The following is a 15,062-nucleotide window of genomic DNA, read 5'->3' on the forward strand; positions in this document are numbered from 1 at the left end:
CACTTCGTTCGCAATGACGATGATTGATAGTGTTCTTATATGCATTAGTTAGTCAACACTACCAATTGCCAACGCTTTTGCCAACTGAACTACTCCTTTTCAGGATATTCGTAGCCGTATAATTTACTGATTTTCTTCTTCGGAAGCTCTTCTACTTCTACAAACATTCTAATATCGTTTTTGGGCCTGTCTCGTTGGTCGGTTGGTTGTGCCGCAATCTTGTCGATAACATCCAGACCGCCTATCACCTTACCGAACACAGTGTATTCGTCATCCAGGTGAGGAGCGCCTCCCACGGTGGTGTATGCTTCCAAGCGCTCAGGAGCCATTTCTTTGGTGACGTCTGTTTGCATTACCTCTTCGATATAGCTCCGCATTTCCATGAGCTTGTTGCCGTAAGCTTCAGGTCCTTCGGTCTGGTAAATATTCATCAACATTTGTTTAACAGAGTCCTGGTCACCTCTGTTCATTAGCTGTCTGGCAGCCATTCCGAGCTTGTTCATATCAGTAGTAAGCTCTTCTTTTGTCCATGTCTTTCCCTGTACAATATAGAATTGACTTCCACTAGATTTTTTCTCAGGGTTATTTGTCCGGGCAGCGGAAAGAGCGCCTTTTATATGAAACAGATCCTTGTCAAACTCAGCCGGGATCTGGTATCCCGGTCCGCCTGAACCCAACTGCTGACCGGGCTGCGCTTTTTTTGTATCGGGATCACCACCCTGGATCATAAAATCTTCTATTACCCGGTGAAATAACAGGCTATCGTAAAAGCCTTCTTTGGCCAGCTTGATGAAATTTTCTTTATGCTTTGGGGTTTCATCATAGAGTATGGCGTGCATATCGCCATACTCGGTTTTAATCGTAACGAGGTAATCTTTTTCTGTGGCACAGGCACTAACAAAAATACTTACTGCCAATGCAACGATCAGGTTTTTGATGTTCATGGTTTATACTCGGTTCAGTTTTTCTTTAATATCGCTGAGAATGACGTCCCCACCACATTTCAATACTTCTTCTGCCAGGTCAACACCGATGGCCTCGGCATTCTCTGCAGGTCCGACCATCCTTTTTCTAATGATCTTTGTCCCCTCCAGGTTCACAATACCTCCTTTAATGGTAAGTGTGCCATTCTGAAGATCAGCTAACGCAAATAATGGAATACTGCAGCCGCCCTGCATTCTTCTCAGATAGCCTCTTTCGCAAAGCAATCTTTTTTCTGTCTCCGTGTCATTAACGAATTCTCTGATGGCCTTTCTCTTGTCTTCCGAAAGTGAGTCGGAACATTCTATAGCAATGCTACCCTGACCGACAGCAGGAATGAATTTGTCTAATGGCAGTTTCGAGATGATCATATCGTCATATTCCATGCGATGTACACCGGCATACGCTAACAGAAGTGCATCGCACACGCCATCTTTCATTTTGCCAATACGTGTCTGCAGGTTTCCGCGTACGGGTACCGTTTTTACGTGAGGGTAAAAATGTTTTAATAAAGCTACTCTCCTTGTAGAAGAGGTGCCAATAGTAATTTCCTTCTGCTTTTCCAATGACAGACTCATGTCCGTACCTACTAACACATCGTTCACGACTTCGCGGGTTGTAAAGGCGATGAGCTCAAAACCTTCCGGTAGCTCCGACTGCATATCTTTAGCGCTATGAACCGCTATGTCGATGCTTCCTTTTTTTAGCTCATCTTCAATTTCCTCAGTGAAAACGCCCTTGCTACCTATTTTAGCTATGGATACATCCAATATCTTGTCACCCTTCGTGTCAATGGTTACAATCTCAGATTCAATGCCTCCCTCTCTAAGCAATGAAGCGACATGTTCTGCCTGCCACAGTGCCAGCTTACTTCCTCTCGTTCCTATTCTGATCTTATCCATGCTATACAGTTCTCAATTTACAGTTCTCAGTTCTCAGTTCTCAGTTCTCAGTTTTACAGTTCTCAGTTTTCAGTTTACAGTTTGCAGTTTGCAGTTTGCAGTTCTTAGTTTACAGTTTAAAGTTGTAGTTCTCGGTGTCACTCGGCTACTGATTACCGATTACCGATCACTGATTACCAACCACTTCGGTCTTCCGACTCCCGACTTCCGACTATTTTATAACCCTGGCTATTCGTAGTGACAGGTCCAAAAATATGATTTTTGCACTTGCATTTCTTTCCAGGTGATAGTACGCTTCGTTGATCATACCTGATATCCGGGCTACCTTGTCACCGTCCACTACTTTGCTAAAGTTTTCCACAAAGCTATCTATTTTACCACTAACGCGCTTCAATTCGGGAGTCGTTTCATAGATAAGTGATTCCCGAAGCATGTTTAGGGCATACTGGAGCAGACTTTTTTGTGCTACCTTGTTCATCGAGTGAAATTCATCACTACGAGCTACCAACTGAGTGTAGTCCTTTTTAAAACAATCTCGCATCCAGTCCGCAAACTGCTGATGACTATTGTCTTCTATATTATTATTCAGTTTAATGGCCAGGTTGAGGTCTCCATCTGCCAAATGCGCAAGTTCTGCCGCCTTTTGATGATCGATGCCCAGCTTCTCAACCAGCGTAGCAACAATGCTCTCATCGGTAAATTTGGGAATAGTAACAACTTGTGTTCGCGATAAGATCGTTGTCAGCAACCGTTCCGAGTCATTAGAAACTAAAAGAAAGATAGTTTGTTCGGGTGGCTCCTCAAGTATTTTCAATATGCCGTTAGCAGCAGATGGGTGCATATATTCCGGCAACCAGATGATCATCACCTTATATTTGCCCTCAAAGGCTTTAAGTGACAGGTTTTTAATGATCTGCCGGCTTTCCTCCTTTGAAATATTTACCTGTTTGTCTTCTCCGCCATAGTACCCGGACCAACTGTCGAGGTTGCCAAATGCGTTTTCCATCAGGAAAGTTCTCCATTCTTTTAAGAAACTGGTGCTCACCACATCTTTACCGGTAACATTTTTTGTAGCGCTCACCGGAAAGACAAAATGCACATCGGGATGGATAAATTTAGTGTTTTTCACACATGAAGGACATGCTCCACATGCATCATTTGGCTGCTTGTTTTCACAGTTGAGGTAGCTGGCAAAGGCCAGGGCCATCGGTAAGTTGGGGCTGCCTGGCTTGCCGAGAAACAACTGTGCATGAGCTACTTGTTCATGAGTTACGGCATTGATCAACCGTTCTTTTACCTCGTCCAACCCTTTGATGTCGCTAAATAGCATAATCTTAATTTATTGGTTTTCCCAAATCCTGTATTCGGCTGTTTGTTCGAAAATATTCTTCATGATCTCCTGTTCTGCAGCATCATAGATCAATCCTCTTCGCTCCATTACCCTGGCTATTACCTCATTAGCTTTGTTGAGTTGATATGTAGTGAGGCCGGCAGCGCCACCCCAGGAAAACGAAGGAATAAAGTTTCTCGGAAAGCCGGCGCCAAAGATGTTGGAAGAAACGCCAACTACCGTACCTGTATTGAACATGGTGTTGATGCTACATTTGGAGTGATCACCCATGATCAGGCCACAGAACATTTCTCCGGTATCGGTAAAGCCACCTTTGCCGTAGTCCCACACCTTCACATTCGCATAGTTGTTTTTGAGATTAGAAGTGTTCGTATCAGCACCAAGATTGCACCACTCACCAATTACAGAATTACCAACGAAGCCATCGTGACCTTTATTGCTGTAACCGAACAGTACTGAATTGCTTAACTCCCCACCTACTTTACAGAAGGGGCCTATGGTAGAGTCACCTCTGACCTTAGCTCCCATGTTTACGTGTGCCCCTTCGCAAAGGGCGAAAGCACCGCGGATAATGGCGCCTTCACTGATGACGGCATTTTTTCCTATGTAAACAGGCCCGTTTTCAGCATTGATGATGGCTGCGCGAATAGTTGCTCCTTCTTCTACAAATACATTTTCCGCACCATAAATGACGGTATGAGCATCTTCAATATCTTCTGAAATTCTACCAAGCGTGATCAGATCGAAATCGGCCTGTATCTGCTCTGCATTTTTTTTGAATATTTTCCAGGGAGCATCTATTACCGTAGCATGGCCATCATATTTTTGCTGCGGCAGTTGCTGCAAATTGGAAAAATCCCCCTGAGTCTTGGCTGCAACGATAGTGGTGCCCCGTACCAGCGCCTCTTCACTGTTTAGATCATCAATAGCATCTATCAGGTCATCGGTAGGACAAAAGGCACCATTGATCCAGAGATTGACATTTTTTTTGATGCACGGATATTTTTCGCAGAGGTAATCCTCAGTATTGAATGAAATATTTTTTTCCAGCCGTTTACTCCATTTTTCTGCGATAGTGAGTATGCCTACCCGTATTTCAGCTACCGGGCGCGTAAAAGTTAGTGGAAGTAAAGACTTTCTGATGACAGGGTCATCAAAGAGAATAATATTCATGGCACAAAAATAAAAAAGTCTTCAAGATAAGCTTATCCTGAAGACCTTTAATTAAAGCTATTAAAAGAGAATTACTTCTTCTTATATTTCTTGTTAAACTTCTCAACACGGCCGGCTGTATCCACAAATAGCTTCTTACCGGTGTAGAATGGGTGAGATGCAGAGCTTACCTCGACTTTGATCAAAGGATATTCGTTACCGTCTTCCCATTTGATAGTCTCGCCAGTAGTCATAGTAGACTTGGTCATGAACTTGTAGTCGCTAGAAGTGTCGTAGAAAACTACGTCTCTGTATTCCGGATGTATGTCTTTTTTCATTTTATTAATACCTTTTCTGTTCAATCTTCCCAAGAGAGGGCACAAAATTACCCAAATTAACTTTAAGTGCAAAACTTTTCAAAACTTTATTCTGCAAAGATAAACACTATTTTTTCTTATTTTGCAGGATATTCAATTTCTTATGAGGCAACTGTCATTTATTATACTCCTGATCCTGCCCATTGTGGCTCTGGCACAGAGCGTTAACGCTCCCCTGAATGATGATTACTACCATATCATAGACCGGTATGAGATAGAAAGTGGGAAGATATATCCGGGTTTCTTCAGCGCCTGGAAGCCATATAGAAGATCTCACATAGCGAATTTTGTTGATTCATTACGACCTTCACAACAAAATTGGTCGGCTGCGGATCAGTTTAACCTGCATTATCTTGCCAGCGACAATTGGGAATGGATAGATAGTGTGAATAATACAAGTAGAAGACCCTTTCTAAAACATTTTTATAGAGTAGAATCCGATCTTTTTCATGCTGATACAAAGGATTTTGATCTCCATATCAATCCTGTGTTATATGTGGGGATCGGACGTGAAACAGCTAATGATGAAAAAACTTTTATTAATACCCGCGGTGTTGAGGTACGGGGTATGATTGATAGAAAAGTGGGTTTCTACACATTTATTGGCGAAAATCAAATCATTTACCCGGAGTATGTACGAAAGAAGATCACTGGAGAGATAGTTGTACCACACGAAGGCTTCTGGAAAGATTTTAAGGACAATGGTGTGGATTTTTTTACTGCTCGCGGATATATCAGTTTTGAGGCTACAGACCATATAAACCTACAATTTGGACATGACAGATTTAAAGTGGGTAACGGGTACAGGTCACTTATTCTTTCAGACTACGCTCCTGCCTACCTGTTTTTAAAAGCGCAGACGCAGGTATGGAAGCTCAACTACACCAACCTGTTTACCGAGATGACGGCTGATGTTTTCGGAAATTCCGGAGGCCTTATAGATAGTGACGGATATCCGAAAAAATATATGGCCTTGCATCACCTGAGTCTGAATATCGGTAAAAAATTGAACGTAGGGGTATTTGAATCCGTAATCTACAGTAATGCCGACTCTTTAGGTAATGGGAATATAGAATTGAAGTACCTGAATCCAATAATTTTTTACCGTGCTATTGAGCAGCAGAATGGCAGCTCCGATAACGTGCTCCTGGGCGCTGATTTTAAGTGGATTGCAGCCCGGAAGCTTTCTTTTTACGGGCAACTGGTGCTGGATGAATTCCTGCTGGATAATATCAAGGCAGGTGATGGCTGGTGGGCTAACAAATATGCCTTGCAGTTAGGCGCTAAGTATGTGGATGCTTTGGGAATTGATAACCTCGACCTTCAATTGGAAGGGAATCTGTCCAGGCCTTATACCTACTCTCACGGTGATCCATACAACAGCTATTCACACTATCGCCAGCCTCTGGCTCATCCGCTGGGAGCGAATTTCAAAGAACTAGTGGCTATTGCTCGTTATCAACCTGTGGGAAAATTACGCCTGACAGGAAAGCTGATGTATGCAAAATACGGTGCAGATACCACAGGAGTAAATTACGGGGGGAACATTTTGCTGAGCAACCGCACAAGAGAAAAGGACTTTGGCAATGAGATTGGCCAGGGGGTTAATTCGGATCTGTTTTTTGCAGACCTTACAGTATCATACCAATGGAAGCACAACTTCTTTATCGATCTAAGGCATATGTACCGGCAGGTCAAAAGCGAAGTGCCGGTAGCAGGTCAAAAGACAAACTACACCTCTATTGCACTTCGTTGGAATATTCCGCAGCGATTGAGTGAGTTTTAGCGAGTAAACGCCTAAATTGCACCCGTTTTACCATGATGTAAGCAAAAACCGAAGCCAAACCTGCCTAAATGAATAATAACTGATAATTATACACCCAATTTGAGCACCTCTATTGGCAATAGCATGCTTTTGAAGAGCTAAGCAGCCCTGAGGGTTGGGTTAATGAATGACAAAGGATAAATGAGAACATTTTTCAGGGTATTTAAGTACGGCCGTAATCTCGGAACCTTTTTGCCTCAGTATATAATATACATTTTACTGTCGGTGGTTTTTAGCGCTATCAACTTTACCCTTTTGATACCGCTACTGTCTGTACTATTTGATACCGCAGACACCCAGGTAGTCAGCGATCCGGGTGACTTTGAGCTGACAAAGGATTACGCCATAGAATATTTCTACTATACATTCGGTAATATTATCCAGCAGAGCGGCAAGCAACAAGCGCTGCTGTTTGTATGTGTCATTGTTATTATATCTGTTTTTGTTACTAATATTTTCAGGTATCTCGCCACTATCATTGTTACAAAAATAAGGCTGGATGTGGTCAAGTACCTCAGGATGGATATCTACAACAGGGTTTCCTCCATGCACCTTGGCTATTTTACCAATGAAAGAAAAGGTGATCTGATGTCGCGAATTACAAATGACGTGCAGGAAGTGGAAGCCTCTATTTTGAATAGTCCGAAAGCGCTTTTCAGAGAGCCTGTAACCATTATCATTTACTTCATTTTCTTATTTTCCATATCGGCTAAACTGACCATTTTTACCATTCTGGTGTTGCCCATAACAGGTGGGGCGCTTGCGGAAATTGTCAGGCGTCTGAAGAAGCGCGCTGTTCAGAGCCAGGAGTCGTTGGGAAGGATCGTGAACATTTTAGATGAAACACTGGGTGGTATGCGCATTGTAAAAGCTTTTAACGCACGAGGATACGTGACGGATAAAATAGATCAGGAAACAGACTACTACAGAAGGGTTAACCTGTCTTATTCCTACAAGAAAGAGTTAGGCTCACCGGTTTCAGAGTTTTTGGGAGTAGCCATTGTTTGTATCATTATCTATTATGGGGGCTCCCTGGTACTGGCCGCTGATGGTAGTTTGGATGGACCTCAGTTTATTGCTTATCTGGCTATTTTTTCCCAAATCATTTCACCGGGAAAAGCTTTTGCTGCCGGTATTTCCGGGTTGCAAAAAGGAATTGCCTCTGCTGAAAGGATCTTTAAAGTAGTGGACGCAACCCCGGCTATTGTCAACAAGCCTAATGCTATTGATATCAAAGCGTTTAAACAACAGATCGAATTTGATCATGTACGCTTTGCATATGGAACAGAGCCCGTGTTGAAGGACATATCCTTTACTCTTCAGAAAGGGCAAACTATTGCCCTCGTAGGCCCTTCCGGAGGGGGTAAGTCCACTTTGGCGGATCTGATCCCACGTTTTTATGACCCGACAGACGGGGCAGTGAAAATTGATGGTACCGATATCCGGGATTGTGACGTGGAGTCCGTTAGAAAATTAATGGGGATCGTTACCCAGGAGTCCATTCTATTTAATGACACTATTTTTAATAATATAGCCTTTGGGCTGGATGACCCCAAGGAAGAAGATGTTATTCAGGCAGCAAAGATCGCCAACGCTCATGATTTCATTATGGATATGGAAGAGGGATACGATACAAATATTGGAGATCGTGGTCTTAAACTTTCTGGTGGGCAGCGGCAGCGGATCAGCATAGCCAGGGCGGTGATGAAAAATCCTCCTGTCCTGATACTGGATGAAGCTACTTCAGCCTTAGACTCTGAATCTGAGAAGCTTGTGCAGGAGGCATTGGCTAATCTGATGAAGAACAGAACCTCATTGGTCATTGCGCATCGCCTCAGCACTATCCAACATGCGGATCAGATCCTTGTTATTCAGGGAGGCGAGATCGTGGAGAGAGGTACTCACGATGAATTGGTGAATCAGGAGGGTATCTACAAAAAGTTAAGCGCTATGCAAAATACCTGATTAAATTTTGTAGATTTAATTAGTGTGTTTTTAATGAATTATATTAAATTTCATCCCTGAGTTAAAGAGAAGATCAATGAAAAGACCAAAGTCAATATTCTACTTCATATATTTTCTATTTCATATTGGCTTGCTTCTAGCCTCTATATATGTAAATTATAAATCTGAGGATTTTGAGTTTCTTCTCAAACTCAGAGAAAAAATGGACCTCATGATCTATGTAGCGGTGGTCGGGCTACTGCTGTTTTTTATTGATATTGTCCTCATCTCTATGGCTGTCAGAACTCACACCAAGGAAAAAGAAAAACTGGAGCATGAGATCAACTCTTTAAAGGCTAAAATGTTTGATCTACAGGAGGCCACCGGGTCTGCATCATCCAAACATATAACTGCGGTGGGGACAGATAGCGAAGAGCCGAAAGAGGAATAACAAACCATTCAACATGACTAACCAGCTATTGATAAAGCAGGAGCTACTCCAGGCTTATGACATTCTTGATAAATTTTTATCCGACCCCACACATATTCAAAAGGTAGAAAAGGCGGCAGAAATACTTGTTGCGGCTTTTAAAAAAGGAGGGAAAGCCATTTCATGCGGTAATGGAGGCTCTCACTGTGACGCCATGCATTTTGCAGAAGAGCTTACCGGCAGGTTTAGAGATGACCGTGCACCTTTGCCGGCTATAGCTATTTCAGATCCCAGCTATATGTCTTGCGTAGGCAATGACTATGGTTATGAAAAAGTTTTTTCCAGGTTTGTAAAAGCTTTTGCAACCAAAGACGATGTGCTGTTGGCCATCAGTACGAGTGGTAAGTCTAAAAATATTATTGAGGCTGCCAAAGAGGCAAAGCTGAAAGGGGCTGCTGTAATAGCCCTTACGGGAAATAGTGGAGGAGAACTTGGCGAGATAGCTGATCTGGAACTAAGGGTGCCTCACTACGGCTATGCCGATCGAATACAGGAAGTACATATAAAAATAATCCATATATTGATTTTGTTGATTGAAAAAACCATTTAGCTATGTTGGCAAAAACTTTTGGAGCGGCTGTCTACGGAGTTGATGCCAGACTGATAACTATTGAGGTTAATGTTGGTCAGGGCACGAAATTCTTCATGAGCGGTCTGCCCGATAGCGCAGTAAAAGAAAGTGAACATCGTGTTGAGTCTGCTATAAAATACCACGGCTTCGCCATGCCCAGGAATAAAGTGGTGGTAAACCTTGCTCCTGCTGATATCAAAAAAGAAGGGAGCGCTTATGACCTGCCTATTGCACTAAGTATGCTCAAAGCAGCAGGTCAGATCAGGGCTGGGGAGCTGGATAAGTACGTGATCATGGGAGAACTCTCCCTTGATGGTGACCTGAGACCGATCAAGGGCGTACTGCCAATAGCCATAGAAGCTCGTAAAAATAAATTCAAAGGTTTTGTACTGCCGAAGGAGAATGCCAAAGAGGCAGCCATCGTCAACGATATTGACGTCATAGGTGTCAGCAATATCAAAGAGGCTGTTGATTTTTTCGAAGGTGATATCGCCATTGATCCGCTTGAAGTAGATACCCGTGATGTCTTTATGGCTGAGCTCAATAATTACGATGTCGACTTTAAAGATGTACAAGGTCAGGAAAACATCAAAAGAGCCCTGGAAATAGCTGCTGCGGGTGGCCACAATGTGATCATGATAGGTCCTCCCGGAGCAGGGAAGACCATGCTGGCTAAACGATTATCCTCCATATTGCCACCTTTGTCGCTTCACGAAGCTTTAGAGACTACAAAAATACATTCAGTGGCCGGCAAGCTGGGTTCGAATTCTTCATTGATCTCTACCAGGCCCTACCGCAGTCCGCACCATACGATAAGCGATGTGGCTTTGGTCGGAGGTGGCGGAAATCCGCAGCCAGGAGAGATATCATTATCGCATAACGGAGTATTATTCCTGGATGAGCTGCCGGAGTTTAAGCGCACTGTGCTGGAGGTGATGCGCCAGCCGATGGAAGAACGCAGGGTGACGATCTCCAGGGCCAGGGTCTCGCTGGACTACCCCGCTAACTTTATGCTGATCGCCAGTATGAACCCATGCCCTTGTGGCTACTACAACCACCCTGAAAAGGAGTGTGTCTGCGCCCCCGGAGTGGTGCAGCGTTACCTGAGCAAGGTCAGTGGTCCGTTGCTGGACAGGATCGACCTTCATGTGGAGGTGACACCGGTCTCTTTTGATGAGATGACGGCCAACAGAAAAACCGAAAGCAGCGAAGAGATCAGGAACCGGGTGATCAAAGCGCGGGAGCGGCAGGCCATACGCTTTAAAGACAAAGAGGCTATCCATTCCAACGCCATGATGCCTTCGCAGATGGTAAAAGATGTGTGTGAAATACAGGAAGCAGGCCGTACCCTGTTAAAAACTGCAATGGAAAAGCTGGGTCTTTCTGCCAGAGCCTATGACCGCATCCTTAAAGTCTCCCGCACGATTGCTGACCTGGCAGATTCTGATGAAATCAAGATAGAGCATCTGGCCGAGGCTATCCAGTACAGGAGTTTGGACAGAGAGGGGTGGGCAGGGTAGGAAGGTTCAGTAGGCAGTAGCAGGGGCAGTTGGTGACCTATATTGTGATCAGTTGGGAATAATCCAACCAAAAATGGGTAACGTCAATATTGTAACCTCCGGTGACGGAATGAGCAGAATCAAACTTATAATTTGGTGAGCGTGTATCGTGAGTTAGGAGTTTAATTGTTTTTATATCTGTCCTTTTATCTAAGTTGTCGTTCATATTCTTTAATATTTCAAATGCTGATGGTTTTGCATCTTCTAAGAATGCAATCATACCCGCGTATCTTTGATCTATTGAAGGATAATACTGTTTACTAGTGAATCTTTTTATGCCATCTGAAATGTAGTAGTCTATTTTTGCCGCTTCATTTTTAAGTCTTTTACATTCGATTATTACATACGTGTTATCGCTTAGTTCAGCAAATTTGATATCAATTTTTCCGACTTCAATGTTTGATTTAACTTCTGAAATTTGAGTGGAAATGTAAATATATTGTAAACCAAATCTACTTCTGTTGGGCCTTAAATAAAGGTTTACAAAGTCGTAGGTTAAATAGTCTTCAAGCGGGACACGTGAAGTTTTCTTTCCCTGTTCTCTGATTTCTTTCTTTATGCTTTCCAAGGAATAACGACTGCTACTTTCAACCAGTTGCTTATAAGCATAGAAAATCAAGTTCTCAATGTTCCTTCGATATTCCCTTTTTATATCTTCAGTGAAAATAAAACTCTCCAGTCCCTCCATTTTTAGCTTGCTGATTCATTTATTGTCTTCATAATTTCCGATAAGTCTTCGTGAGCAATGGCTTCATGCCAAAATTTAAACTCCGAGGGCTTTATTATGTAAAAATAGTCTCGGCCAAAGCCCTTTAAATCGCTATCTAAATATATGCCTTGCGAAATCCTGTTGAGGGTTAACTGCCCAACATCTTGTAAGAAATTTGATTGCTCCCCGTAAGGAAGTACCTGTATGCTGTTATTGTTTTCTTTGGTAATTTGGAAAAGGCTAACGCTAAAATTTCTGCCAATACTTATAGTAATATTTAAATTGAGGCTTCCAAGCTTTCTAAAATGATCTGCGAAAATTTCTGAGTACATAGTTAGTTGAAGGCTTAATAACTTAAACTTTTGATTGCCTCCCATACGATAAACTGGATCCTCTATTCTTTTAAAGGATGGAATTGACACATTCATTGTATAGTCTATAAGGGAGCGTTCAATGGAATCCAGTTTATATGCATCATATATTAGCGAGTTAAGAATATTGAATTCCTCTTTTAACTGCTTTTCATATTCAACATCAAAGAGATGGTCAAGGTCAATGTACTCCTGTATTTTCTGTGATTGTATTGCGATTCTCTCATCGAGAACGATGGGGAAGTTTAGAAATTCTTCAAAATATATTCTGGTTCTATCAATACCTGCAGAACTGCTTGTATTAAAAACAAAATAAGAAAATAGAGTAGAGTTAATTAATCCTGCAATATTCCAAAGAATTGTCCTTTGTTTGTGCGAGATTTGATTGTTAATTGGAACAATTGACATTACGGAAGAGGGGAAGCAAATGTCATTTTTACTAACTGCAGCCACACCTTTGAAATCATTTCCTACCTCTAATCCTTTTTTACAAAGTACCTTAAAACTCTTAAAAAATTTCAGGTCTGGAAGATAACCCATTTTATCATCCTGTAACTTTCCCTTAGATATTAAGTTATTGATTTGTTCCCCTAAAGATAAAGTAGGGCAGGTGCGAAATTGCTTAAATTCCTTGCGCTCTTCTAATTCAAGAAATGGCATATTCATGATTGCAGCCACATCAAGTCTTCTATCACCATCTTTATATTTTAACCCACCATTATAGGTAAAACCATATTCATTCAAAACTTTCCCCAAAGTGGTGTATGAGGTTTTAAGTCTATTAATAAAAGCAACATCAAAGAAAGATCCATGCACTAATATTTTCCATAGCCAATCATTTCCACCATATTTCTCTATAAATCTGTTTTGGTTTATGAATTTTATATCTCTTTTTGTTACAGTGATCGCTTTAAAATAGAGGAAATTGATATTTGGTCGAAAAGTAATGTGCTTGACTAAATTTCTATGATCATTAGATGTTGTTTTTTTAAAATGAAGAATTGCCGGGGATTGCTTGGCTCCTTCAAATACTTCTGGACCACCTGTCACCTTATTATTTACTGGAGATAGTTCTGCTACTTGAATAAGCTCATAGAAATCTAAAAACCATTGCCTCCAGCTCTTGCTAATACCAGTGTTATAGAGAACCTTACCAGTTACAATAAACATGCACTCTGTACCAGCATGCATAAAATCGTTAACCCTTATTAAAAAAGCTTGAGATATTTCATGGTTTCCTATTTCAGGGAATACAGCTCTGTCAAGATTTTTAACGTAATTCATATAGGTAGATTCTTTAACTTTCCCCCACGGAGGATTGCCAATAATAAAATCCAAGTCTACATTACTAAGAAGGGGTTGGAAGTCCGCGTTTGTATTAAAGAAGTCATTCTTAGAGCCACTAAAAAGATTTATGCCTTTTAAAGGTCGAAATTTAAAATGTTCAATCTCAATCGGTGTTTTGTAGTCTAAAAGAGTTATATATATTGAAAAAATCGATATTTCTATCGCTTCACTATCTATATCAATTCCATATATGTTGTTTCTAACTATGTCCCAAAGCTCCTCATTTGATATTGCAGTATCTGAATTTTTTAGGTGATGCTGAACAAGCTTACGTATAGTTTCAACGAGAAAAATGCCTGATCCGCAAGACGGATCAAGTATTTTTGCTGATGTAGTGTTCTGGTTATTAAGCTTTTTGTCAACAGTTTGCGATAGCACATAGTCTACCATGTAGGGAGGGGTATAATATGCTTTAATTTCAGATTGTCTGCTTTTTTTAAATAAGCTCAATGATTTTCTCTCATTCTCTTTGTTATCAGTGTCACCTAAGAAATTCTCATAAATATTACTTATTAGTTCAACGGGAATTACTTCAAAATCATAAACATCGAAGAGTGATGGCTGAACATAATAACCTCCGATATTTTCACCAACAAAAAACTGAGAACAGCTAAATAAATGATGTAAAATATTTAAGTGTACTTTTGTTACTAGCTCAATTTCATTTGTAGGGTCATGATCTCTAGGTTTGATAGGAAATAGGTCCCCTTGGAATTTGCTTGTTATATAGTGAAAAAATCTATATAGTCTCCCTTTGTGCATCAACAACCGATTTAAGCTTTGAGCCCTTTCCTTTTTGTTTGTCCCGGTTACAAGGTTTTGATCACTAAATTGGACATTTCTGTCTATTAAGTATCTAATAAAGAGTAATCTGCCTATTAATCTATTGGCTACTGTATGGGGCAAATTTCCAACATCAGTGGAAACCAAAAGTCTGCGTGCATCGACTACATTGCTAAGTAACCACTTGTCTACTTTTTTTACATTTTTATAATATTGATGATAAAGATGTCTCCAAGTTTCCCCTGAAGCCAATCTTTCAGATCGAAATAGATCAATATCTGCCTCTATTTTTTTTAAATGATCCCGTCCATTGCCTTCGAAATCATAGCCATGATAAATTTCTGGATTTCCATCTTGATCTGTAATTAATACCACTGGGGCTTGGCTGAAGCTAAAACACTGACTAACTAATTCCTTTCTTTTTTCCTTACTTGGATTATCGTAAATGAGAATTAGGGGGTTGTTTATTGGATTAAAAGATTCTCGTGGACCATTTTGGTAAGGACTAAGTACCGCAGTCGGTTCTAATACAAAATTTAAGACATGAGAAATACGAAACGGAAAAAGGTGATTCTTAGAAAGTATATCATCTTTAGTATGGAGCCCAGTTTCTTTATTATAGTTTAATTGATCAAGTAATCTTTTTAGCCCAGGCATTATCTGTTTTTTTCAAAAATGGGAAATATTGTCAATTCCTTCG

12 protein-coding genes are annotated in these 15,062 nt (G+C 41.1%); 5 read left to right on the top strand and 7 right to left on the bottom strand.

Annotated elements, in window-relative coordinates; genetic code table 11:
• Positions 1-89: 89 nt before the first annotated feature.
• The 5 genes from C900_RS17145 to C900_RS17165 all read right to left on the bottom strand — a co-directional run bounded on the left by C900_RS17145 (position 90) and on the right by C900_RS17165 (position 4,724).
• Positions 90-944: a peptidylprolyl isomerase gene (locus C900_RS17145; protein ID WP_009581369.1), complete on the bottom strand. Its 855-nt coding sequence runs from the start codon at positions 942-944 to the stop codon at positions 90-92.
• 3 nt (positions 945-947) lie between these two features.
• Positions 948-1,883, bottom strand: coding sequence for a hydroxymethylbilane synthase (gene hemC / locus C900_RS17150; protein WP_009581370.1), 936 nt, complete (start codon positions 1,881-1,883; stop codon positions 948-950).
• 211 nt (positions 1,884-2,094) lie between these two features.
• Positions 2,095-3,213 carry a DNA polymerase III subunit gene (locus tag C900_RS17155; protein ID WP_009581371.1) on the bottom strand — a complete coding sequence of 373 codons (1,119 nt, stop codon included), beginning with the start codon at positions 3,211-3,213 and terminating at the stop codon, positions 2,095-2,097.
• Between the two features lie 9 nt (positions 3,214-3,222).
• Positions 3,223-4,407, bottom strand: coding sequence for a GlmU family protein (locus tag C900_RS17160; protein ID WP_009581372.1), 1,185 nt, complete (start codon positions 4,405-4,407; stop codon positions 3,223-3,225).
• A gap of 71 nt (positions 4,408-4,478) precedes the next feature.
• The gene (locus tag C900_RS17165; RefSeq protein ID WP_009581373.1) at positions 4,479-4,724 is read right to left on the bottom strand and encodes a type B 50S ribosomal protein L31; all 246 of its coding nucleotides are present in this window, start codon (positions 4,722-4,724) and stop codon (positions 4,479-4,481) included.
• A 142-nt stretch (positions 4,725-4,866) separates the two neighbouring features.
• Here C900_RS17165 and C900_RS17170 point away from each other — a divergent pair, with 142 nt between their 5' ends.
• The 5 genes from C900_RS17170 (at position 4,867) to C900_RS17190 (ending at position 11,113) form a co-directional block, all read left to right on the top strand.
• Complete coding sequence (locus tag C900_RS17170; RefSeq protein WP_009581374.1) at positions 4,867-6,549, top strand: hypothetical protein; 1,683 nt, start codon at positions 4,867-4,869, stop codon at positions 6,547-6,549.
• A gap of 180 nt (positions 6,550-6,729) precedes the next feature.
• Positions 6,730-8,553 carry an ABC transporter ATP-binding protein gene (locus C900_RS17175; RefSeq protein WP_040496975.1) on the top strand — a complete coding sequence of 608 codons (1,824 nt, stop codon included), beginning with the start codon at positions 6,730-6,732 and terminating at the stop codon, positions 8,551-8,553.
• Between the two features lie 76 nt (positions 8,554-8,629).
• The gene (locus tag C900_RS17180; RefSeq protein WP_040496976.1) at positions 8,630-8,983 is read left to right on the top strand and encodes an Asp23/Gls24 family envelope stress response protein; all 354 of its coding nucleotides are present in this window, start codon (positions 8,630-8,632) and stop codon (positions 8,981-8,983) included.
• A 13-nt stretch (positions 8,984-8,996) separates the two neighbouring features.
• A complete protein-coding gene (gene lpcA, locus C900_RS17185) occupies positions 8,997-9,572 on the top strand; it encodes a D-sedoheptulose 7-phosphate isomerase (RefSeq protein WP_009581377.1) in 576 nt (191 codons plus the stop codon).
• Between the two features lie 2 nt (positions 9,573-9,574).
• Entirely contained in the window at positions 9,575-11,113 is a 1,539-nt protein-coding gene (locus C900_RS17190; RefSeq protein ID WP_009581378.1) for a YifB family Mg chelatase-like AAA ATPase, read from the top strand.
• Between the two features lie 37 nt (positions 11,114-11,150).
• On the opposite strand, the gene C900_RS17195 is transcribed toward C900_RS17190, so the two are convergent.
• Complete coding sequence (locus tag C900_RS17195) at positions 11,151-11,840, bottom strand: hypothetical protein (RefSeq protein ID WP_009581379.1); 690 nt, start codon at positions 11,838-11,840, stop codon at positions 11,151-11,153.
• 2 nt (positions 11,841-11,842) lie between these two features.
• A complete protein-coding gene (locus C900_RS17200; protein ID WP_009581380.1) occupies positions 11,843-15,019 on the bottom strand; it encodes an Eco57I restriction-modification methylase domain-containing protein in 3,177 nt (1,058 codons plus the stop codon).
• Between the last annotated feature and the right edge of the window lie 43 nt (positions 15,020-15,062).

This window comes from Fulvivirga imtechensis AK7 (assembly GCF_000331535.1).
In the GTDB taxonomy this organism is placed as follows: domain Bacteria; phylum Bacteroidota; class Bacteroidia; order Cytophagales; family Cyclobacteriaceae; genus Fulvivirga; species Fulvivirga imtechensis.

Excerpts from the sequence above, each read along its gene's own strand:
- C900_RS17160 (WP_009581372.1), bottom strand. The coding sequence starts at position 4,407 with ATGAATATTATTCTCTTTGATGACCCTGTCATCAGAAAGTCTTTACTT.
- C900_RS17190 (WP_009581378.1), top strand. The coding sequence starts at position 9,575 with ATGTTGGCAAAAACTTTTGGAGCGGCTGTCTACGGAGTTGATGCCAGA.
- C900_RS17170 (WP_009581374.1), top strand. The coding sequence starts at position 4,867 with ATGAGGCAACTGTCATTTATTATACTCCTGATCCTGCCCATTGTGGCT.
- hemC (WP_009581370.1), bottom strand. The coding sequence starts at position 1,883 with ATGGATAAGATCAGAATAGGAACGAGAGGAAGTAAGCTGGCACTGTGG.
- C900_RS17200 (WP_009581380.1), bottom strand. The coding sequence starts at position 15,019 with ATGCCTGGGCTAAAAAGATTACTTGATCAATTAAACTATAATAAAGAA.
- C900_RS17165 (WP_009581373.1), bottom strand. The coding sequence starts at position 4,724 with ATGAAAAAAGACATACATCCGGAATACAGAGACGTAGTTTTCTACGAC.
- C900_RS17195 (WP_009581379.1), bottom strand. The coding sequence starts at position 11,840 with ATGGAGGGACTGGAGAGTTTTATTTTCACTGAAGATATAAAAAGGGAA.
- C900_RS17180 (WP_040496976.1), top strand. The coding sequence starts at position 8,630 with ATGAAAAGACCAAAGTCAATATTCTACTTCATATATTTTCTATTTCAT.
- lpcA (WP_009581377.1), top strand. The coding sequence starts at position 8,997 with ATGACTAACCAGCTATTGATAAAGCAGGAGCTACTCCAGGCTTATGAC.
- C900_RS17155 (WP_009581371.1), bottom strand. The coding sequence starts at position 3,213 with ATGCTATTTAGCGACATCAAAGGGTTGGACGAGGTAAAAGAACGGTTG.
- C900_RS17175 (WP_040496975.1), top strand. The coding sequence starts at position 6,730 with ATGAGAACATTTTTCAGGGTATTTAAGTACGGCCGTAATCTCGGAACC.
- C900_RS17145 (WP_009581369.1), bottom strand. The coding sequence starts at position 944 with ATGAACATCAAAAACCTGATCGTTGCATTGGCAGTAAGTATTTTTGTT.